The organism is Microcystis sp. BLCC-F210 (assembly GCF_042134685.1).
GTDB classification, from domain to species: Bacteria; Cyanobacteriota; Cyanobacteriia; order Cyanobacteriales; family Microcystaceae; genus Microcystis; species Microcystis aeruginosa_D.
The window spans coordinates 1,120,787-1,141,621 of record NZ_CP169647.1 but is presented as its reverse complement, the minus strand read 5'-3'; the positions used below and the strand labels follow the sequence as shown (position 1 = coordinate 1,141,621).

The 20,835-nt window shown below is 39.7% G+C and carries 22 protein-coding genes and 3 pseudogenes; 10 read left to right on the top strand and 15 right to left on the bottom strand.

Annotated features, from left to right (window positions below; genetic code table 11):
• Positions 1-207, top strand: a complete 207-nt coding sequence (locus ACE3JL_RS05490) for a type II toxin-antitoxin system HicB family antitoxin (RefSeq protein WP_002771627.1) — start codon at positions 1-3, stop codon at positions 205-207.
• Positions 208-217: 10 nt separating this feature from the next.
• Positions 218-700, top strand: a complete 483-nt coding sequence (locus tag ACE3JL_RS05485) for a S8 family serine peptidase (protein ID WP_375328491.1) — start codon at positions 218-220, stop codon at positions 698-700.
• 290 nt (positions 701-990) lie between these two features.
• On the opposite strand, the pseudogene ACE3JL_RS05480 reads toward ACE3JL_RS05485, so the two are convergent.
• Positions 991-2,333, bottom strand: a pseudogene (locus ACE3JL_RS05480) (ISNCY family transposase).
• Between the two features lie 295 nt (positions 2,334-2,628).
• Here ACE3JL_RS05480 and ACE3JL_RS05475 point away from each other — a divergent pair.
• From ACE3JL_RS05475 to ACE3JL_RS05465, 3 genes and pseudogenes are all read left to right on the top strand, one after another.
• Positions 2,629-3,362, top strand: a pseudogene (locus ACE3JL_RS05475) (PatA/PatG family cyanobactin maturation protease); the annotation flags it as partial.
• An 80-nt stretch (positions 3,363-3,442) separates the two neighbouring features.
• Positions 3,443-3,700 carry a cyanobactin biosynthesis system PatB/AcyB/McaB family protein gene (locus ACE3JL_RS05470; RefSeq protein WP_024969138.1) on the top strand — a complete coding sequence of 86 codons (258 nt, stop codon included), beginning with the start codon at positions 3,443-3,445 and terminating at the stop codon, positions 3,698-3,700.
• 46 nt (positions 3,701-3,746) lie between these two features.
• On the top strand, positions 3,747-3,974 hold the full coding sequence (locus ACE3JL_RS05465) for a cyanobactin biosynthesis PatC/TenC/TruC family protein (protein WP_002771632.1): 228 nt from the start codon (positions 3,747-3,749) through the stop codon (positions 3,972-3,974).
• Positions 3,975-3,984: 10 nt separating this feature from the next.
• Here the strand turns inward: ACE3JL_RS05465 and ACE3JL_RS05460 are convergent, their stop codons facing one another.
• Entirely contained in the window at positions 3,985-4,776 is a 792-nt protein-coding gene (locus ACE3JL_RS05460; protein WP_375329013.1) for a Uma2 family endonuclease, read from the bottom strand.
• 67 nt (positions 4,777-4,843) lie between these two features.
• Between ACE3JL_RS05460 and ACE3JL_RS05455 the strand changes: the two genes are divergently transcribed.
• Positions 4,844-6,940: a PatA/PatG family cyanobactin maturation protease gene (locus ACE3JL_RS05455; protein WP_375329012.1), complete on the top strand. Its 2,097-nt coding sequence runs from the start codon at positions 4,844-4,846 to the stop codon at positions 6,938-6,940.
• 71 nt (positions 6,941-7,011) lie between these two features.
• Here the strand turns inward: ACE3JL_RS05455 and ACE3JL_RS05450 are convergent.
• Positions 7,012-7,150 (bottom strand): annotated as a pseudogene (locus ACE3JL_RS05450) (lipoyl(octanoyl) transferase); the annotation flags it as partial.
• Between the two features lie 500 nt (positions 7,151-7,650).
• On the opposite strand from ACE3JL_RS05450, the gene hpf reads away from it, so the two are divergent.
• Entirely contained in the window at positions 7,651-8,250 is a 600-nt protein-coding gene (gene hpf, locus ACE3JL_RS05445; RefSeq protein ID WP_271992279.1) for a ribosome hibernation-promoting factor, HPF/YfiA family, read from the top strand.
• 58 nt (positions 8,251-8,308) lie between these two features.
• Here the strand turns inward: hpf and ACE3JL_RS05440 are convergent, their stop codons facing one another.
• Both ACE3JL_RS05440 and ACE3JL_RS05435 read right to left on the bottom strand, forming a co-directional pair.
• On the bottom strand, positions 8,309-8,719 hold the full coding sequence (locus ACE3JL_RS05440) for an Hsp20/alpha crystallin family protein (protein ID WP_271992278.1): 411 nt from the start codon (positions 8,717-8,719) through the stop codon (positions 8,309-8,311).
• Between the two features lie 454 nt (positions 8,720-9,173).
• On the bottom strand, positions 9,174-9,815 hold the full coding sequence (locus ACE3JL_RS05435) for an L-threonylcarbamoyladenylate synthase (RefSeq protein WP_375329011.1): 642 nt from the start codon (positions 9,813-9,815) through the stop codon (positions 9,174-9,176).
• On the opposite strand from ACE3JL_RS05435, the gene larC reads away from it, so the two are divergent.
• A complete protein-coding gene (gene larC / locus ACE3JL_RS05430) occupies positions 9,792-11,048 on the top strand; it encodes a nickel pincer cofactor biosynthesis protein LarC (RefSeq protein ID WP_375329010.1) in 1,257 nt (418 codons plus the stop codon). The two genes, ACE3JL_RS05435 and larC, sit on opposite strands and share 24 nt — an antisense overlap.
• Positions 11,049-11,082: 34 nt before the next feature.
• Here larC and ACE3JL_RS05425 read toward each other — a convergent pair whose 3' ends face one another.
• Both ACE3JL_RS05425 and ACE3JL_RS05420 read right to left on the bottom strand, forming a co-directional pair.
• Entirely contained in the window at positions 11,083-11,535 is a 453-nt protein-coding gene (locus tag ACE3JL_RS05425; RefSeq protein ID WP_375329009.1) for a DUF29 domain-containing protein, read from the bottom strand.
• 385 nt (positions 11,536-11,920) lie between these two features.
• On the bottom strand, positions 11,921-12,862 hold the full coding sequence (locus ACE3JL_RS05420) for a DUF1517 domain-containing protein (RefSeq protein ID WP_375329008.1): 942 nt from the start codon (positions 12,860-12,862) through the stop codon (positions 11,921-11,923).
• A 166-nt stretch (positions 12,863-13,028) separates the two neighbouring features.
• Between ACE3JL_RS05420 and ACE3JL_RS05415 the strand changes: the two genes are divergently transcribed.
• Both ACE3JL_RS05415 and ACE3JL_RS05410 read left to right on the top strand, forming a co-directional pair.
• Positions 13,029-14,288 (top strand): phosphopantothenoylcysteine decarboxylase, encoded by a 1,260-nt coding sequence (locus ACE3JL_RS05415; RefSeq protein WP_271990890.1) that lies wholly within the window; start codon positions 13,029-13,031, stop codon positions 14,286-14,288.
• A gap of 43 nt (positions 14,289-14,331) precedes the next feature.
• On the top strand, positions 14,332-14,631 hold the full coding sequence (locus tag ACE3JL_RS05410; protein WP_193955941.1) for a 2Fe-2S iron-sulfur cluster-binding protein: 300 nt from the start codon (positions 14,332-14,334) through the stop codon (positions 14,629-14,631).
• 70 nt (positions 14,632-14,701) lie between these two features.
• Here ACE3JL_RS05410 and psbQ read toward each other — a convergent pair whose 3' ends face one another.
• The 8 genes from psbQ to ACE3JL_RS05370 all read right to left on the bottom strand — a co-directional run bounded on the left by psbQ (position 14,702) and on the right by ACE3JL_RS05370 (position 20,819).
• Positions 14,702-15,142, bottom strand: a complete 441-nt coding sequence (psbQ, locus tag ACE3JL_RS05405; RefSeq protein ID WP_002789746.1) for a photosystem II protein PsbQ — start codon at positions 15,140-15,142, stop codon at positions 14,702-14,704.
• Positions 15,143-15,658: 516 nt separating this feature from the next.
• Complete coding sequence (locus ACE3JL_RS05400; RefSeq protein ID WP_375329007.1) at positions 15,659-16,813, bottom strand: ISL3 family transposase; 1,155 nt, start codon at positions 16,811-16,813, stop codon at positions 15,659-15,661.
• Positions 16,814-16,871: 58 nt separating this feature from the next.
• Positions 16,872-17,117 carry a type II toxin-antitoxin system RelE/ParE family toxin gene (locus ACE3JL_RS05395; protein WP_375329006.1) on the bottom strand — a complete coding sequence of 82 codons (246 nt, stop codon included), beginning with the start codon at positions 17,115-17,117 and terminating at the stop codon, positions 16,872-16,874.
• A complete protein-coding gene (locus tag ACE3JL_RS05390; RefSeq protein ID WP_002748707.1) occupies positions 17,117-17,380 on the bottom strand; it encodes a type II toxin-antitoxin system Phd/YefM family antitoxin in 264 nt (87 codons plus the stop codon). The genes ACE3JL_RS05395 and ACE3JL_RS05390 overlap by 1 nt, the downstream gene beginning before the upstream one ends.
• Positions 17,381-18,057: 677 nt before the next feature.
• Positions 18,058-18,342, bottom strand: coding sequence for a hypothetical protein (locus tag ACE3JL_RS05385; RefSeq protein ID WP_375329005.1), 285 nt, complete (start codon positions 18,340-18,342; stop codon positions 18,058-18,060).
• Positions 18,343-18,344: 2 nt separating this feature from the next.
• Entirely contained in the window at positions 18,345-19,463 is a 1,119-nt protein-coding gene (locus ACE3JL_RS05380) for a CHAT domain-containing protein (RefSeq protein ID WP_375329004.1), read from the bottom strand.
• Between the two features lie 36 nt (positions 19,464-19,499).
• On the bottom strand, positions 19,500-20,339 hold the full coding sequence (locus ACE3JL_RS05375; protein ID WP_375329003.1) for a hypothetical protein: 840 nt from the start codon (positions 20,337-20,339) through the stop codon (positions 19,500-19,502).
• 63 nt (positions 20,340-20,402) lie between these two features.
• The gene (locus ACE3JL_RS05370) at positions 20,403-20,819 is read right to left on the bottom strand and encodes a hypothetical protein (protein ID WP_375329002.1); all 417 of its coding nucleotides are present in this window, start codon (positions 20,817-20,819) and stop codon (positions 20,403-20,405) included.
• Positions 20,820-20,835 lie beyond the last annotated feature (16 nt).

The following is a 20,835-nucleotide window of genomic DNA, read 5'->3' as shown; positions in this document are numbered from 1 at the left end:
ATGAAATATAGCATTTTAATTCAATGGTCTGAAGAAGATAATGCCTATATTGCCAGTTTACCCGAATGGGGAAAATACGCTCGAACTCACGGCAGCACCTATCAAGAAGCCCTTGATAATGCCCAAGAAGTTTTAGAAGATTTGGTAGATATATATACCCAAGAAAATAAACCTTTGCCCTCGCCAAAACTATTACAAATAGCTTAGAAAATTACTAATGACTAATCTCCCAACTATTCCAGGACTAAAAGAACTACAAAAACAAACCAAAGGTACATCAGAAATAACCATCGCCATTCTTGATGGTGTAGTTGATACCGACCATCCCTGCTTCAACGGGGCAGACCTAACCCGTTTATCCACCCTCGTCCAGCATCAAGCCACCGCGGGGCAAATGTCCACTCACGGAACCCATATTGCCAGCCTCATCTTTGCACAACCCAACAGCGAAATCCCTGGCATCGCCCCCCAGTGTCGAGGCCTACTCGTCCCCGTCTTCTCTGACGATAACCGCAAACTCTCCCAACTCGATTTAGCGAGGGCGATTGAACAAGCCGCCGAAAACGGAGCAAAAGTGATTAATATTAGCGGCGGGGCCCTCACTGATATGGGAGAAGCCGAAGATTGGCTAATTCGCGCCGTCGAGATGTGTAACGAGAGAAATATCAGCAATTCTCATTTTGAAAACAAAAGAAGATAAAGTTCTCTTGTTCACATAGAGAACTTCTGTCTAATTATCATTTTTTTTCAAGATAATCATCATAATTAGCTTCAAGAGACAGTTTTAAAATATCTGCCCATAAAAAACTTATCTCAACTCATAAATTTAGCTGAAATTCTGACCTAATTTGTGGTTTTTTCAATGAATAAAATAATCTTTCCTTCTCTCGAAAAATTGACATTTTTAACTAGAATTTACTTTTTTAAATGGGACATATTCGGTTAGAATAAATGAGAAAAATTCCGACCAATTCTTAAACCAAATAAATTTTAATAGGGTACGAATATCATTAAAGAAAGAAGTCCTAGTTACTAATAGCTCACGAATCTTTTGATAGGTGTAATTAACTAAATCCAACACGGTATGAAATAAAAAAGCTAGTAAATTTAAAGACAATAAGAACTCGCACAAATGATTCTGACCGTGACCAAAGTTATGCTCTAAATTATAACCGTGATTTTTAAGAACGTTATTGCCTTCATTTTCAACTTTCCATCTGCTACGTCCAGCTTTGACAATTTCTTCGACATTATTTTCCGTGATTTTATGATTAGTTATCCAATTATTTTGGTAGATAGTTTTCTGGGTTTTTTCATTGATAACAGTCACTTCACACCAATTAACTTCGAGACTTGAGTCCCCCTCTCTTAAGGGAACTCTAGAAGCATAACGATAACGATAAATTAGATTTTTTCGTCCATCCCATTGTTTCTTTTCAACGGTCCTAACTTCGCCACTTTTTTCTAAAAATTCTAGCCATTCATATAAAGTTTTATGCGACGTTTCCAAACAAACAAAAATAAAATTATAACCTTGTTTTACCGCTAATTTACAGACAGGTTCGTGAGAATATATAGCGTTTCTCGCATCTGTGCAGCACAGTTAAACCTTTGCTGATTAAGCTGTTCAGGATCGAGAATGTACCTCTTGTGAATCAGAAATGCTATAAGTCGTCTCCTAAAAGAGTTACAGTATAACCATACTTATTTTTATGATTCCTATTTAACCATCTTTTAACGGCCGCATTTTCACAGTCTTGTTTTTGATGTCCATCTTGTTTTTTAATGAATTCTGGCTCTAAATTAATTACTTGTTTTTGCTTAGGAGAAACTACTATCGGTGTGACACAGCCATGAAAATAAGTTGTAGTTCCATTTCGATGATTACGACAGTTACAATGAGGGCAATTAATTTTCTTGGATGAGAAATATTCTGTGCCATCTAACGCCACTAATATTTCTCCATCTAAGTAGAGAAACTTTTTCAAAACTCCCTTTTCTTTTAACCATTCATAGACTTTTTGAAAAGTCCTAGAGATATTAGATGCTGGCACTGGATCTAGCAAATTTCTTATTTGATTATCCCCAGGAATTTTTTTAATTGAAAATAAACTTTCAGCATTATCTTTTCCCTTATTGCTTTTCATTAAACGTTGATGGTCTAAAAAAGACGGCGACTGAGTAAAAAAGACTGAAAATGCAGCCATCACGGCATCTTTTATCTCATATTTTCTATTATTTCCAGGTTTCCTCTCATCGGGTAAATCATCTAATTCTTGATGTAAAAATTGCGTTAATTCCGAAATTTCTAGGGTTGCCGCTTTTTGAGCCATCTTGGAATAATTTGACGTGCTGGTGGATTTCTATCTCACCCATTTTACCTTAGCTGACAATAATTATAAATTTTTATTTCCCTTGAATTCTCTATTCTAAAAACAGAACTATCTTCCTGATTTAACCCCGTTCGTTCTCAGCCAACCTCTTTGATTGCTTGAGTATTTATACTTAATTTGTCTAGCCAATTGTTTTTTTATTGTTCGCCTCTTCTAGAAAATAGTTGCTTCGTACTATATTTTCCCTGCCAAAATCGGGGTTAATGCTCTATTTATTTCAAAATGAGAATTGCTGATTGAAGTTCCCTCTAATCCCTACGATGCCCGTCAGATGGTGGATTACCTGGCTGACCACCTCTCGGAGGCTAAATCCTTAATCTGGACTTTGAATTTGGAACTTACGCCAATTTACGCGATTGAACTCCTTGGCTCTTTTTCCCGGGAAGTTTATGCGGCTTTACAGGAACTTCTTTCAGGACAAGTGCAAGCAGAAGACAGCGCCGAATATATCCAGCGGGTCAGTATTCCGGGACGGATTACTGGGCGGACAGTACGCCTGTTCTCAGGACAAGTTGTTCCCGTTATTGAACCGGATAGTCCCCGGGGAATTTATGGTTGGCACGTTAATACTTTAGTCAGTGCAGCAATAGAAGCCGTGCAGAACAAACAGAAGCCCAAGAAAGCCAAATGCGCCGCACTTTGAGCAGTTTCCTGAACCGCATCTACTACGATTTACGCAATTTAGGGCAAACTTCCCAAGACCGCGCCCTCAATTTTGCCGCGACTAATGCTTTCCAAGCAGCGCAAACTTTTTCTGAGGCTGTGGGTGCAGGGATGGAACTCGATAGTATTAATGTTTCTAAGAGTCCTTTTTGTCGGCTGGATAGCGATTGCTGGGACGTACAGTTAAAATTCTTCGACCCGGAAAATAGCCGCCGCGCTCGTAAAATCTTCCGTTTTACCATTGATGTCAGTGACTTAATTCCTGTCACCTTGGGCGAAGTTCGTTCCTGGTCTTCTCCTTATTAGTCCTCTCCCCTGCGCTGACTTCTGACTTCAAGTACGGGGGAAGCATTCGGATAGGAAATCTAAGGTTTCAGCGATAGGTTATGCCCGAATGCTTCGCCCCTACCCCCATTATTTACCCGAAAACAACCATGAGACTTCCCAAACAGTCTGCTCCCGTCAAACGACCCCATTTTATTCATCCCCATGAATGCGTCGATATTATTCACGGTGATGGCGAAGACTTGGTATCTATTTTGGTTAAGTTAGTTCATGGCGCTAACTACAATGATCCGGCTCAGTTTCAATACCCTCACTATGGCTATCTGAAAATGTCCTCTTTTGGCGGTTTCCGTTATTAGTATCGACTTCTAAAACCTAGTAAAAAACACTGGAGGAAATCAAACAATGGCTAGTAAACCTAAAGGTGCGCCAGAATCAACACCCGCTGCTGCGAATGTTGACCAACCAACCACAGAAAAACCCAAGATTGAGCAACCAGAAACAACTCAACCTAAAGCTAAATATATTCCCGCCACTGGTTTAGAAGATTACGGACGTTGGAAATTGATGTTCCAAGACCGTAAAGCGAATCCCAATGATCCGCCGTTTCGTCGGGGTCGCATCTGGTGTTAGACACATTCAATTAATCTTCCGGTTCTATCCCCAAGGCCCTTAACTGTTCCGCTAGGCGATCGGCTCGTTGTCGTTCCTGTTCGGCTCGTTGTCGTTCCTGTTGAGTAGATTCCTGGGAAGTTAACAACAAGTTACCTTCCGCATCCCACCAGCGAAGCCAGGGAAAGAACTGATTTTGGTATTCCCCTTGCCAAATTCCTAACTCTACCTTTAAAGGAGTAATGGGATAATGACCGCGCTGATTAGGAGTCATTTTTTGGTAACGACCATTAACTAACTGGTACATCTCGATCTGGGCCTTGTTAACTTCATAAATCCCATAAAAAGGAATTTGAATCGCTCGCTCATAGATCCAAAATTTACCCTTAACAGGCGTTTTATCCCGTTCTTCTTCACCATTACCAGAGACAAATTCTAAGGCAATAACCGGTTCAATGGTTTCTTTCCACATCACAAAAGAACGGCGAACTTGACCATCAATAGTCGTGGGGACATGGGGAACATAAAACCAATCGGGAGCAACAGCACCCTTTTCTAGGGATTCTGGATACTCTGGTAATCGCCAATAAATCCCACAATCTCGACCCAGACAGTAATTACCGTCAGGATGTAATTGCTCTAAAAGGGGTGTAATAGTATGCGTTAAAAGGTCTGCTTGGGGAGGCTCTTGATAGTTTTTCACAAAACTTCCATCTTTATCGGGGAGTTGGGTGTGGTCGGGTAAAGGGGAAGCGCAATACGCCGTGGTCGAAGGTTCCTGAATTGTGGTTGAGGATTGTACCGTTTGGGTCATTGAACTCATCTTTAATTCCCCTATTTTTGTTGTCTAGCTTTTATTCTATAACTGTTCTTGAAAACCTGCAAAAACTATGCCTGATCTCAATGCTATCCCCGGGATGACCTCTCTTCGCTCCCAGACAAAAGGCGATCCACGCATCAAAATCGCCGTTCTTGATGGACCAATTGATTTAGATCGCGCCTGTTTCCAATCAGCAAATATTACCCGCCTTGATCCCTATTGGTCGGAAGAATTTCCCATCGATCCGCAACACTTACAAGCCTTTTTAGATGTAGAAAAAAGTGGCAAAAGTGATGAAGAAAAAGAGGCTCTGCTGAAAGAAGCAATCCCCGATGAAAACATCCGCGCTAGTTTACATTTGCGCTTCCATGCTAACCATATTATCAGCACCATTTGTGGACAGCCAGATTCACCGGTAGAAGGGATTGCTCCTAACGCTACTGTAATTAATATTCCCATCACCTATAGCAACGATGATTTTATTAATCCTCTCAATCTTTCTCGCGCAATTAGTACCGCGATTGAACAGGGAGTGAATATTATTCATTGTGCCGCTTGTCATCCAACTCAAAGCGGATTAGCGCACGAATTTATTGATAAAGCAATTCGTCAGGCTCAAGCTAATAATATCCTGGTGATTGCTCCTGGAGGTAATGATAAGGGAGAGTGTTGGTGTGTTCCTGCGGTGTTAGAAAATGTCCTGACCGTAGGAGCGATGAAAGATACAGGTGAGCCATTTAAATTTAGTAATTTTGGCGGTAAATATGCAAGTCAAGGGATTCTCGCTCCAGGCGAAAATATTTTAGGCGCTCAACCCGCAACCGATGACCCCATCCGCAAAAAAGGTACTAGCTGTGCTGCTCCAATTGTGACAGGAACAGCCGCTTTATTAATGAGTTTACAATTAGAACAGGGTTTATCTCCTGATGCTGAAGCAGTAAGGGCCGCTTTGACAAATAGTGCCATCCCTTGCGACCCTAAGGAAGTAGAAGAACCGGAACGCTGTTTATTGGGAAAAATCAATATTGCGGGTGCTTATGAACTGCTGACGGGAGAGAAATTACAAACTGTTGAAGCGGATAACAATTCGTCGAATAATATCATAGAATCGGCGGTAATTCCGATGACCGTGACAACCTCTGTTATCCCATCCAATACAACCGAGATGGCGACTCAGGGAACAACTGTAACCACCCCAACAGCAGCGACACTAGAACTGGTGATCGCTCCTAGCAATGCTTCAGAAAATGTTTCCTCAACCGGATTGATACAAAATAATCAAGCAAACAATAATATTGTCTTAAATAATGTAGTTCCTAGTCAACGTTCAAACCTCGTTTATGTGTTAGGAACTTTAGGCTATGATTTCGGCACAGAAGCGCGTCGGGACACCTTTAAACAATTAATGCCAACCATCGCGATCGATAATCTTGAATTACCATCCAATCCCTACGATGCGCGGCAAATGGTAGATTATTTAGAAAGTAATTTATCAGAAACTAAGTCTTTAATTTGGACAGTCAATTTAGAACTAACTCCCATCTATGCAATTAAACCCGTGGGAGCTTTTGCCGCCGAGATTTATCAAGTCATGCAATATATGTTAGCGGGTCAAATATTGCCAGAAGCTAACGAAGATTATATTGAAAGGGTGAGTATCCCGGGTATGCTGACCGAGGAAACCGTGAGACTTTTTTCTGGTCAAATTGTTCCCGTCATTAAAGTTAATAGTCCGCGAGGAATGTATGGCTGGAAAGTTAATACTTTGATTGAATCAGCCATAGAAACTGTTCGCACCGAACATGAAATCGCCGATGAAGCGAGGATGCGGCGTTCTCTAACCAGTTTCTTAAATCGCATTTATTATGACTTACGCAACGTCGGACAAATCGCCCGCGATCGCGCCTTAAATTTTGCCGCTACTAACGCCTTTCAAGCGGTACAAACCTTCTCCCAAGCAGTAGCAATGGGAATGGAATTACACAGTATTGAAGTGGAAAAAAGCCCCTTTTGTCGCTACGGAAGTGAATGCTGGGATGTGAAATTAAAATTCTTTGATCCCGAAAATGGTCTGCGCGCTAAACGAGTTTTTCGCTTTACTATTGATGTTAGCGATCGCACCCCTGTAACTCTAGGTGAAGTGCGTTCTTGGGCTGTTTCTAAGTGAGGTTTTAGCTTAGGATTAACTTACCAATATTGAAAAAAGCAATAAGCGATCGCTCTTAACTGTGCTGGAAATTTGTCAAGATTAAATTTAACAAACTTAACATCCGAGTCAGCGTCGGGATTAGCAATTCTCGCCGGCACTAGCGATCGCTGTTGGCACGAGAGCAGCGGGAGTAATTGCCCGAATTTTTAGCCCACAGAGACGAGGTATTTTTTAGGCATTCATTGCGAAATTTGTCAAATTATTTAAGAAATGTAAAGGAGCGCAAAGGAAAATTAAAAGAAGGGAAGATATAGATGTTGGGGAGAATACTAAGTGCTAATCTAGGGTTATCCCATCTATTCCGAGGTTAACCGTCCCACGGGAGAAACAATCACCAGATTCCCCTGCCGGCGGCCAAAATCGGTTTCTTTAAATAAAAGTTAACAGAACTTCGCACTTCTGTTAAGAAAAGGTTTAGAGAAACTTGTTAGAATAGAGGTAAATAAATCCAGTTGCAAATAGGCGCTCGACCCGATGAATTTTCCGCGCGATCCGACAAAAAAAGGAGAACGAGAACACCGACAATATCTAGACTGTGACCTCTAATTGACTTTCACTCAACAGCGCGATTGAGCAGTTTTTTGAGGATTAAATTCCTAGCATCAACACCCCTTAAAAATAGTTGATGTGGGCAGTCCATAGCAAAATTTTTAGATGGAGTAGTGAGTATGAAGCTATTGATTCAGGGCAATAATATCGCTGTCACCGAACCTATTCATGATTATGTGGAACAAAAGCTGGAGAAAGCGGTGAAACATTTTAACGGCATAACCACAAAAGTCGATGTTCACCTCTCCGTGGAAAAGAATGCGCGCATTCCTGATCGCCACAAGGCAGAAGTAACGGTTTATGCTAATGGAACAGTGATTCGCGCTCAAGAAGGAAGCGAAAATCTGTACGCAAGTATTGATTTAGTTTCTGATAAAATCGCTCGTCAACTCCGCAAGTATAAAGAAAGACTGGTGGATCATCGCACCCACACCACCGTTAAAACTAGCGAGGTGGTGCAAGAGAAACCCTTAGATGATAACCTAATTGGCGATCGCACTCCTGAATTACCTGCGGAAGTAGTGCGGATGAAATATTTTGCCATGCCACCGATGACTATTGAGGAAGCACTAACACAATTGCAATTAGTCGATCACGATTTCTTTATGTTCTGCAACAAAGACACTAACGAAATCAATGTTATCTATCAACGCAATCACGGCGGTTTTGGTGTTATTCAACCCCGTCCCGTCAACCTAAATAGCAAAGAATCCAATTAACAGTTAGCGACTACAAATAAAACCAAAGACTGGAGAAATTCTCCAGTCTTTTTCTCATCTAACCAAGATTAACTTTAACCACTTTATTTTTTTCTGCCACCGCTTTCGGTAGGGTGAGATAAAGAATACCGTTCTGATAGTTAGCGGTAACTTGGCTATTTTGCACCTCCACTGGTAGGGTAATCAAGCGACTAAATTTACCATAATAAAATTCGCTGTTTTCTACCTCGGCAGGGCATTCACGTTGCCCGTTAATCGCCACCATTTGCTTGCTAACCTCTACATCGATATCTTTAATATCCATGCCAGGTAATTCGATTTTTAATTCCACAGAATCCTCGTTAACAGAGATTTCCACTGGAGGACGAGATCCGAAGGAAGTTGTCGGTAATACTTCTTGAAAAAGTTGGTCGATTTGACGTTGGACAGAATTAATTTCGAGGAAGGGAGAATAAAGAGTGAAAGCCATAGTAATAATTTCCTTGAGAGGTTTTCTCTGACTGCGATTACCTCTATCTTAAGCAACTAACTTGACTTCCACAAGGCGGTTTTCAGGAAATAAAAAGTCGCAATAACCGATACAGTTTCAGTTATCAGTTATCAGTTATCAGTTATCAGTTATCAGTGGGAAGTTGTGGGGTGTGGGAAGTGGGGAAGTGGGGAAGTGGGGAAGTGGGGAAGTGGGGAAGTTGTGAGGTGTGGGGTGTGGGGTGTGGGGAAGTGGGGAAGTTGTGGGGTGTGGGGTGTGGGGTGTGGGGTGTGGGGAGAGCAAAGCTGCCTTTTGCCTTTTGCCTTTTGCCTTTTGCCTTTTGCCTTTTGCCTTTTGCCTTTTGCCTTTTGCCTTTTGCCTTTTGCCTTGTGCCTTTTGCCTTGTGCCTTGTGCCTTGTGCCTTGTGCCTTGTGCCTTGTGCCTTTTGCCTTCGTTATAACCATTGTTGTAATTCCGGCCAACCCAAACCCTGACGCACGATATCCGGTTGATCGCCGGTAAAATCAACAATTGTTGACACTTCCGAACCGGGAGCCGAACCATCTTCGATAATTAAATCAACGATATGATCGAGGTCATCGAATAGCCTAGCGGTTTCTAACCCCTTAGTGGGAAAATCCCCCTCCTGATCGGGAAGATGAGCAGAACTAGAGATAATGGGATTTTCTAGGGTTTCGAGAATAGTGTGACAGATAACGTGATCGGGAACCCGAATACCAGTGGTTTTCCGCTTCGGATTCATCACAACTTTCGGTACTAATTTAGTCGCCGGTAAGAGAAAAGTGTAGGGACCGGGTATAACTCGTCGCATAATCTTATAAGCATGATCGCTGACCACTGCGTACTCGGAAATATTCGACAAAGAAGAACAGAGAAACGTCAAGGGTTTATCATTAGATAGTTGCTTGATTTGGCGAACTCGTTCGACGGCGGATTTCACATTGAGATCGCAACCGATCGCATAGACGGTATCGGTAGGATAAAGCATAATTGCCCCATTTTTCAGGGCATGACAGATCTCTTGGATATAACGTTGTTGGGGATTTTCCGGATGGAGAGAGTAAATAATAGCCATGATAGCAAAATCGTCGCCTATTGGGATTGTCCCACGGGAATCGCCGGGGATATGTGTTTAGGGGCATTGGTAGATTTAGGAGTTCCCTTAGAATACCTGATCGCACAACTAAAAACTTTAGGAATCGAGGATGAATATCAGTTAAAGGCCGAAAAAGTGCATCGTCGCGGTCAAATTGCCACTAAGATTCACGTCGATGTCACTGCCGAGAAGTCCTCTGATCATCACCACCATCACCATCATACTCCCACTCGCCATTTACCGGAGATTGAAAATTTAATTAAACAGGCAAATTTACTCCAGAAAGTCCAAGAATGGAGTTTAGAGGTTTTTCAACAACTTGCGATTGCAGAAGGATCTGTTCACGGGATCGCACCGGAAAAAGTCCATTTTCACGAAGTCGGGGCAACCGATGCCATTATCGATATCGTCGGGACTTGCTTGGGTTTGGATTGGCTATCGGTGAGTGAATTATACTGTTCTTCTCTACCTACCGGCGGCGGTACAGTTCAGGCCGCTCATGGTCGTTTACCAGTTCCCGTACCAGCAGTAGTACAATTGTTAAGTAAGCGACAAGTACCAATTTATAGTAATGACATCGAAGCAGAATTAGTAACACCCACGGGGGCAGCTATTGTGACAACTTTAGCTAAAAGTTTCGGTAAACCGCCGAAAATGCAGTTAGAAAAGGTCGGTTTAGGAGCAGGGACAAAAGATTTACCGATTCCCAATCTTGTCCGGCTTTGGTTAGGAAAAAAAACACCAGAAAAGCTAGATGAAAGCGAAACTGTGGCAGTGTTAGAAACTCAAATTGATGACTTAAATCCGCAAGCGATCGCTTATTTAAGTGAGGCTTTATTACAAGTGGGTGTCTTGGATGTATTTAGTCAAGCAATTACTATGAAAAAATCTCGTTTGGGGATACTTTTGACAGTAATTTGTGCCTTGGATAAAATTGCTATTTGTGAAAATATGATCTTTCAGGAAACCACAACTTTAGGCATTAGAAGGACAATTCAAGAGCGATCAGTCTTAAAAAGAGAGATACAATCGATCGATACTGTCTATGGACAAATTCGGCTAAAAGTTGCCTACAAAGAGTCAATTAATCAACCGATTACCGTACAACCAGAATACGAAGATTGTGCCGCAATTGCCCGTCAGCATCATCTACCTTGGCGATTTGTTCATCAAATGGCCTTAGCTATTTGGCAAGAAAAAAAGCAGTCTTGACAGCAGGGCAATTTTATCATAAAACTGCTATTGTTCAAAAGCTATTTTCAGGAAAATAATCCCAATTTAAAACCTGTTCTTGGCTAAAAGGACAATCAACCGGAAAAGTTTCTTTTGGTAAATTAGTTTCATTTACTGTCCCTCGCACTGCTCTTTGATAACATTCTGTGAAAATATCGGTCAAATAGGTTTTTAAGCTAGGACTATCCCTTAAAATAAGCTCTAATTGTTCTCTTTGCTCATCAATGGTATTTATCCAGCTATTAGTGCATTTTTCCGGTTGATATTGCCATTTAAGTAAGTACATCAAGAGAACTTTTAAACGACTAAATACCTCCCGTCTATTATTACATCCCATATCAGATATTTCTTTGATTAAGTTATCTAAATCAAGGGCATCTAAGTGGCCTTTTTTTAAGTGATTTACGGTTTGCTCAATCCACAAATTAAAATCAGTTTCATAAAGCTGAGATAATTTAGTTTTCATGTTGAAAATATCCCATTTAGAAGTCGATAGAAGCACTTTCTGGGACAGCAGAGAAAGAACGAGTTGGTTCTCTAGGTTCAGATCTTAATACACCTAAAAATCTAATTATCGCTCTTTCGGGAGTCTAGGAATATCCTGATTGTGTCTAATACTAAATCCAGTTATTAAAAACTGATTATTTATTCTCCCTTTTAGTAAGTAGTCGTGCAAAATTAATTTCCTAGTAAAGATAGGCAAAAGGCAAAAGGCAAAAGGCAAGAGGGGGTTAGATATGTGTAATTAATTTTGCTTAGGTACTTATTTAGAGGAGCAATTCCTTAATAATCAAAAAATCCCCCCTTTACAGGGAGATTTTAGCCAAAGTCTAGCATTATTACCCGACAAATTACACCAATTTTAGATCGGGATAATTAGCGAGAATGTCGTCTTGACTGAGAATATCACCCTCGCTTTGAGGAGTCCAAATCACTTCTACTGCCAAAAGTCGATCGCCTCCCATACTACCAATTTGTTGCAGGGCCTGTTTCAAGTCTTGGGAATCATTGATTTTAGGTAGAGAAAATCTACCGACAATGCCAGCCAAAATAGTCACCAAAATATAGCCTTCTGGCGCGTTTTTCGCTAATTCTCCAGCCGATTCGGGTAAAATATTTTCTGTAGAACCTTGACGCAATTGATTATTGTAATTAGTTAAGGTTTCCGCCGTTAGTTTACCGCGTTCGTTGAGAGACCACTGATTAAACTTTGCTTCTGCACTGCTGAGGCTGGTTTGTTGGCAATCGACGTTACCATAAACCCAGTATTCTGGATGACGTAATAGGGCCAGAGCCGATTCTTGTAAGACTTCGACCCGTCCCTCAGAGGTGCTAGTATCTACAGTTAGGGCGATTTGATTTAATTCTTGTTGCAGATAACGGGCATTAGCCAACAAACCCACCTGTACTTTAGCCACGGAGACGGTTTCATATCCCTGTTCAACAGCCATACCATTCTCATCACTGCCTCCACGACTACGGAAAGCATTAACGAGGAAATTGGCAATAGCAAAAAAGATTAACAGAGAAATTAAACCACCGCCACCACCACCCCAAAAGAAGGGTAAGAGGAAGGGAAACCCAATACCTCCACCGTAACCCGGGGAACTGTAACCACCACCTCTAGAAGGACTAATACTGCGACTAGGGGCGCGAAAACTACCGCCACCCATTCTACCCCCCGATGCCGCTAAAGCACTGGGAATATTGCCTAAAATCAGCGTTGTCACTAATCCTAGAACTAATAACGGCTTGGCAAGCGATCGAACTTTAGTTAAAATTTTGTCAATCATAAGAACACCGAAGCAACCCTTTATTTACTAGCATAACCAGTTTCTCGGTCAGGGATAGACAAATCTTGAAATCAGTTATCAGTGATCAGTTATCAGTGATCAGTGATCAGATTTGAGTTTTCGGTTCACTGATTACTGTTTACTGTTTACTGATCACTGAAAATTTATGACTTGGAATTTTTCCTCTCCCACGGATTCAGACTTAGGCGATCGCGAAGTACCCTTAGAAAATCATCATCTCTGGGGTAAACGGATTGCTTTACTGGTGACAGGAGGGATTGCGGCCATGAAAGCGCCGCTAATTGCCCGATCTTTGCGGAAATTCGGGGCTACAGTCGTGGCTTTTGTCTCGGAAGAAGCTTTAAGATACGTCACTAAGGAAGCTTTGGAATGGAGTACGGTTAATCCCGTAGTTAGTCAATTAACGGCAAAAGCAGAACATTTAAGCGATCAATCTCCCTTTGATCTTTATTTAGTCGCCCCTGCTACCTATAACACGATTAATAAGTTTCGTTACGGAATCGCTGACGGAGTGATCACTTCATGCTTGGCCTCGGCCTTGGGACGACAGGAAAAGGGAAAAACTAAAATTCTGCTCGTCCCCACCATGCACGGCAGTTTACATAATGCTATTCTGAGCGAATCTTTACAAACTCTCGATCGCTTGGGAGTCGAGATTATGCCACCCCGGGATGATTACGGTAAGCACAATCTCCCCGGAGAAAAAGAGATTACCGTGGCAGTCTGTGGGATTCTCAGTAATTCTGTGCTGAAAAATAGGACGATTTTAGTCACCGGTGGACCTACACCCGTGATTATCGATAATATCCGTCGTTTAACCAATCGTTTTACTGGACAGTTAGGAGTCGCTATCGCAGAAGAATTGTACCTGCGCGGGGCTAAGGTGCAGTTAATCCACGGACGCGGCAGCTATACACCCCCCGCTTATTTACCCCACGAAATTATTGAAACTTATGACGAGTATCTAGGGAAGGTGATGGGAGAATTAGGGAGTAAAGATTATCAATTTGGGATTTTCTCGGCAGCCGTGGCCGATTATCGCTTAGAAAGCCCTTTTTCTGGTAAGATTCCCAGTGGAGGGCAGTTAAATCTTAATTTTGTGCCGACGGAAAAAGTGATTGACAAGGTGAGAGAAAATTTTCCCGATTTAGAGATGGTGACTTTCAAGTATCAGGAGGGAGTCAGTCAGGAGGAGTTACTGGAAATCGCCCGTAAACGCCTAGAAAAGGGCTATCAGGCGGTCATTGCTAATAGGGGTGAGGAAAAGGGCGATCACGGGGAACAGGTGGCTTATTTGGTCACAAAAGCGGCACTGGGGAAATTTATCGGTAAAAAAGCGATCGCTATTGCCATCGCCGAATATTTAGAGGAACGAGCCAAAAATGTTACAATCAAAAAAATTTAATATTTTTTAATATTAATTTGCAAAAATTTAGGGTAATACAGTCATGGGTAACATCAACTTCGTCAAAGAGAATAAGATCGTAGTAGCGGCAGATGGAGCGAATTTACGAGAGAAAGCAATCCAGAATGGCGTTGATATCTACACTTTTAGCGGTAAATTGATGAATTGTGGCGGTTACGGTCAGTGTGGTACTTGTATAGTGGCAATTGTCGAGGGTCTGGAAAATCTCTCCGCTAAAACCGACTTTGAACAGCGCTGTCTGAAGAAAAAACCCGAAAATTATCGTTTAGCCTGTCAAACCATGGTTAATGGCCCTATTAGCGTCCAAACTAAACCAAAATAGCATTTATCGGTTTTTTAGCTGCGGCCTGGTCGGTGATCACTGATAATTGATCAGTGATCACTGATAAAAACTAACTAGGAACAATATTTAAGAAAGCGTCGAAGTCTTTTAATGCTTCTTGGAATTGATTAGCAGCGAGACTAGCATCTTTTTCTTTGGCTGCCGCATCGATACGTTCAAAGTGAACGAAAAGATTTTTCGCTAACTGCTTGGCTTTTTCTTGGTCTTTGGGCAGTAAATTACGGGATAATCCTACCATTTCCTGACGCAATTGCCCCAAAGGACCGTGGATATAGGTGCGAGTATCTACCCAATTTTTGTCAGCGATGAGGTCTTGCAAAACGCTCATTTTTTCGCGAAATCCTTCTATGGGTTGGATGTAAACCTGTAACTGTTCGATTTTTTGGGGACTGTAAACGGTGGGGATAGTTGCTTGGGGACCACTGCAACTAACCAGCAGGGTAGTAACTAGGACTAAAACTAGGGAAATAATCGAGCGAAGACGTAGCATTGGTTTATATGTACTATTTAACAAACTATTGACGTTCTCTCCCTTAACCAGTCAAGGTATTGGGACGATTTTTACTTTATCAGAATTTTGGGTTTAAAACCTCGCCCCTTTTAGGGCATCCATTGGTCACATCTTTGATTAACAAAAAGATAAGAAACTTAAAAAGGGCTCTTCTCGACTTTGTTTGATAAGTTTAACTTATATAATTACCTAAGCAAAATTAATTACACATATCTAACCCGCTCTTGCCTTTTGCCTCTTGCCTCTTGCCTTTTGCCTTTTGCCTATCTTTACTAGGAAATTAATTTTGCACGACTACTTACTAAAAGGGAGAATAAATAATCAGTTTTTAATAACTGGATTTAGTATTAGACACAATCAGGATATTCCTAGACTCCCGAAAGAGCGATAATTAGATTTTTAGGTGTATTAAGATCTGAACCTAGAGAACCAACTCGTTCTTTCTCTGCTGTCCCAGAAAGTGCGGCTCTTCTGGTTTTTGTGTGTTAATTTTTGTTATGAATTAAAGCAAGCAAACAGCTTAAGTCGAAGATGTTCAAAATTGGTAAATCCATAACTCATTCTTTTAATAAGCTTTATTTTGGTATTCATTCCCTCAATTAATCCGTTGGTTGTATGATTTTCAAAGTAATTACAAATACCTGGCAAATGCTTCTGGATCATGCTGGCACTACTTTGATATAATATCCCGCCTATTCTTATCCATTTTTCCAATTTTCTCTCAGCACCTCTGAACGTTCTACAACTTTGATAAATTTGTCTAATTTCTTCTTTCATTTCCCAGGCTATTCCTAAGCATGAATGTTCTTTCAGGATAACTTCTAGTTGTTGTTTTTGCTCATCCTTTAAGTCCTCTTTATTCTTCCATAATAAATGAGGTAATCCTTTTTCATGCACCCCCATTAACTTTCTCAAGTTATTAAGCTCGTCATTGATGATAGCCATTACATGAAAACGGTCATAGATGATTTTAGCATTGGGAAATAATTCCTTGATCACTGCCGTAAATCCTGACCACATATCGACGCTCACTTCTTTCACCTTCTCCCGAACTGCGTCTGGCTGTGCTTTTAAGGCTTCCATTAATTCTTCTTGCTTATGTCCTTTAATCACATCTAGTAAAATTTTCTTGTCCAGATCTACGACCGTTGTTATGAAATCTTTATGTCCTTTTAAGTTACTAAATTCATCTAAGCTTATTCGTTCTGGTGCTTCCCACTCTTCCTTTTCTAGTTCTTTAGCACAGTGATTAAATATTAACTCAACTTCTTCCCATCCTAACCCTTCTTCTCGACTTATTTCTTCGATGCTACAATTTTTTACTCTCTCATAAATCATCGATTCATAGCGAATTGTATGATGCTGTCTTAATCTCATAAAACTCAGTCTTTCGCTGATATACTTTTGGCACTTTTGACAATGAAACTGACGGCGTGGTACTTCTAAATATACTGGATTACCTAATATTGACAAGTCTCTGACTAGATTATACTCTGTCTGATTGATTCTGTCTAAGGTTTGATGGCAATTCGGACATTCAATTGTTTCATTTAAAAGAGCAAGCTTTAGGAAAATTGTCTGAGCAATTTTTTGATAATTGACCACTGTTACATTTTGTAAATCGAGGAGTTGATCAAAATTTATCCACATAACCCACCTCCTATTCTGTGTTACTATTATACCATGCTCACACAGAACCTAGAAGAGCCTAATGGGTTTTAGCACGATGAATATAGATTAACTTCTGTTCATCATTAATGGTGTAAATTATTCTATCTTGATAACTTAAGCGAATTGAATAGAAACCCGTTAAATCTCCTACTAATTTTTTGCCACTATAGGGAGAAATACTCAGGGTATCTTGGATAATTGATTTCAGTTTTTTCTTAAGTTTAGGGGTTAGCTTATCAACATCTTTTTTAGCTTCTTTGGTAAATCTAACTTCATAAACCATTAATCAATGTCTCCCAACACTTCCTCAAGAGAATAGGTTTCATTTTCATTAATTTGCTGTAGAGATAGTTGTAAGCTTTCTCTTAAGTCGGGAATAGATAGTAATTCGATGGTTTCTTGTAAACTTTCATAGTTTTTTTGGGAAATCAAAATTACAGAGTCCTCCTGATTCTCAATGGCATAAATTTTGTTATCTTCTGTAACCGATTTAACGAGACTCTGTAAATCGGTTTGAGCATCGGCGATTTTAATTTTTTTGATCATAATTAATCCTTTTTTTGATGATGAAATAATAAAAATTATTGTAGGGATTTAACAATCTCTCCTAATCACAGTCCAGACAGCATCCTCCTATAATTATCCATCATTGTAGTCCATCATTCAATCATTCCAATCATAGTCAATGGTGGTGGTGCGTTACGACGGATTGTTAGCTTGAAGTTAAAGCAGAAATTTTGGCCGTCTAACGCACCCTACGTTTGTCTAAATGAATAGTTCTAAGCTGAAATGTGTATCTAAGTAGTCATGCAAAATAAATTTCCCAGTGAAGATAGGCAAGAGGCAATAGGCAAGAGGCAAAAGCTTCATCGAAGTGTGTAATTAATTTTGCTTAGGTACTTATCTTTGCTAATTCAATTTCACTGAAAAAATATGAGACAATTAAGGTCATTTTTATTTGGTTAGATTCCGGCTCTTCGGTTTGTGTTATGCAATGGACGGGGTTTATAAGGGATGGAACCCTTATATAGAAAGACATTTGGCGATTTTTGTCAATTGTTTTTGATCTAGAGCGAACTAATCAATTAAATCTCTTGCCAAATAAGGATTTAGTCGATTTATGCTCCCATATCGAACCATACCAAGTCCCGAAGAGCCCTTAATTTGTGTGTTTTTGAACTTAAAGCAAGTTTGTGTCTCCAAAGAATTGTGGGCAATGTTTGTTAACTTTTCTTTTGAAATTTAAAAGTTAAACCGCCTTTAATGCCTGTTTCCACTCCAGAACCAAACAAAACCAGTTTGCCATCGGCAGAAACTTCTGCGGAAACGGAAAACTCGGTAAAGTGAAAATTGCCTACTTGATCAGGAGCCTTTTGCAGAATGGTTTCAACTTGAGTTAAAAAGAGGTTTACGTTTTCTGCAAGAACTTCCACTTTCAGTTCTTTTGGCCCGTCACCTCGTCTTACGGTGGCATCACTAGCTCGTACTAAAATAGTGTCATCACTCATGGTTAATCTCCTGCTAATTGAATATTGGGAGGGGCATACATAGAGTATAGCAAACCTGAAGGATTATTATACTCGTTTAAGAAGTATTGTCTTGTTGCTAGTAGGCTTTCTCCTAGTGGTCGCTTCTGCTCTAAAAAGTATTCGTAAAACTTTCTTGAAAAGTCAGCCGCAAACTGATCAGGAACCGTACATTCTGTTGCAATAGCTCCCCTTGCTCCAAGATTTAAAAAAATATTGACAAAATTTGAAACAGATAACGAATTCATTATTCCAGCTTCGCAAGCATTAATGATCACCAGAGGCTTGTCTTTAATTTTAATACCAAAAGTACGAAGTTCCTGAATGGTAACATCAAAATTTTCATTAATACGAATATAAGATCTTCCATAAGCATTATCATGTTGAGCATGGCAAGCAAAATGCGTTAAGTCAAAATCATTTTGCCAAAATGTTTTAAACTCAGTTCTCAAATCTTCCGCTTCTGTTGTTGTAAAAACTAAGTGTATGAGATTGATAAGACTCTGGTTTTGATAATCATAAAATTGAGGAACTTCTGAAGATTTTACGGTCGGTAGTCCTTCATAAGCCAATAGTCCTAATCTTGGACAGAAATTTATCAGTGATGGTGATGGTATTTTCAAACAAAGTACGCGATTAACGATATGTTTTAATCCCCAAAAGCTTTTAATAGAAAGCGTCTCTTTTTCATGGGGATCGTTAGGATAAATTAATTCCCAAGGAAAAAGAAATTCATCAGAAGTAATTTCAAGACATTTATCTCCATCCGCAATAATTTCTTTAATAATTTCTAAAAGAGCTTCATCAATATTACCAAAAATCTGTATAAAAGCATCATTTCCTACTTTGGCAAGAGAATATAAGTCCTCATTTGTTAAATCAATATCACCGTTATTCCTGACCATATTACTAAGTTTTTTATGCAGTTCTTCACTGAGTTGTGCTAAATCATGTTCTCTGATTTGCAAAGAAAACTTTTTCGATTCATAGCCACTTATTCTAATCAATAATTCGTATCTACCATCAGATTTTTCAATTCTAAAAGCTATATCTATTGGATAACTTTGATATTTTATTTTAGAAAGTTTTCCTTGCTCAGGCATGATTTTATTCCTCAATGTGAAGATAGACGTAATAGTTTAGATATTCACAAGCTGTTTTGCTTCCACCACTTGGGTTTCAAATTTGACTTCACCTAACCAATGAAGTTCATAGTAAAATTCAACGCGAATTTTCTTCTTTCCTAAGCTAGTCGGTTTTAGCTGAAACTGTATCAAGGATAATTCTTGATTTTTGTTTAGCAAATAAGTTTGTGTCCATTTAGGTAAGATTTCCATTCCTTCGGCCCAAACGACAACATCTAATTCAGCAAGATCTGGATCTTCTTCGTCTAAACCTTCATTTTTAATGCCAGTCTGAAGACAATAGGATTGACCCATTTGTAAGGGCTGTTCAGGGGCATGATCTTTAATTTCAGCGATCGCTATCATAGTTTCAGGGGATTCTTGGGAAGTTTGGGCAAGCCTTGTTTCAGCTTTTTTAAATAAGTTTTGAATCTCCTGATCATTATAGGGCGGTTTACCCTTAACGTCTTGTATCAGAGATAACCCATCGCTTATTCCTGAGTCTAGAAACCACCAAATTGCTTTCTTAAAGTTGTCTGAAGTATCAGGATAAAAAAGCTGTATCTTTCTGGATAAATATTCATGATGATTTCGTAAATCTTTAATTTCTTGTTTAAGTGCGGTATCCGTTTTAAGAATTTGTCCATGCTCCCCAGTGGTAACTTCACTTAGCAATGACTGAATTTTTCTGTCCAACGTTTCAAGTCTTTGTGTCTCTAATTTTTTATTCCCCACTGGAGAAAGTAAATTTTCAGAACAAATAAGAGTTTCCGAAACTTTAATTGCAAGCTCCTTAACATTAGATTCAATCTCTTGTTTTTGTTTTTTAAGATGTTCGATTGTTATTGCAGGCATATCAACCTCTATTTTTGATTAAAATAAATTGTGAATAGTGTATTTTCATGAATTTCATTGAACTCAATCAGTTAAGATTTTTTGAATTTCTTCTGCTAGTTCAAAAGGTAATAAATCTTGTTTATAAAGAATACGTAGCTTCTTAGAATCTTCTGCTTTTTTTGTCATGTCATTACGTGTGTTGGTAAAAATAAGGATTGAAATGCAATCGCTGAACCTTTCCCGAACCTTTTCTAGAAAACGAAGTCCGGTTTCTACTCCATCTGCTGTATCCATATTTTCAGTAATCTTTCCCGATGGCATAAGAATATCTAAGATCAGTAATTTAATCTCGCCATAATTCTCCTCAAGATATTTAAACGCAGAATCTACATCTCTCTTTTGAACAACTTCATAATCTGTTAATGTAAGTTGTAGTTCCAAAATGAAACTATTCATGTTTGTAAGTTCATCATCTACAAATAAAATTTTGGATTTCATAGTCATTATCCTCTAG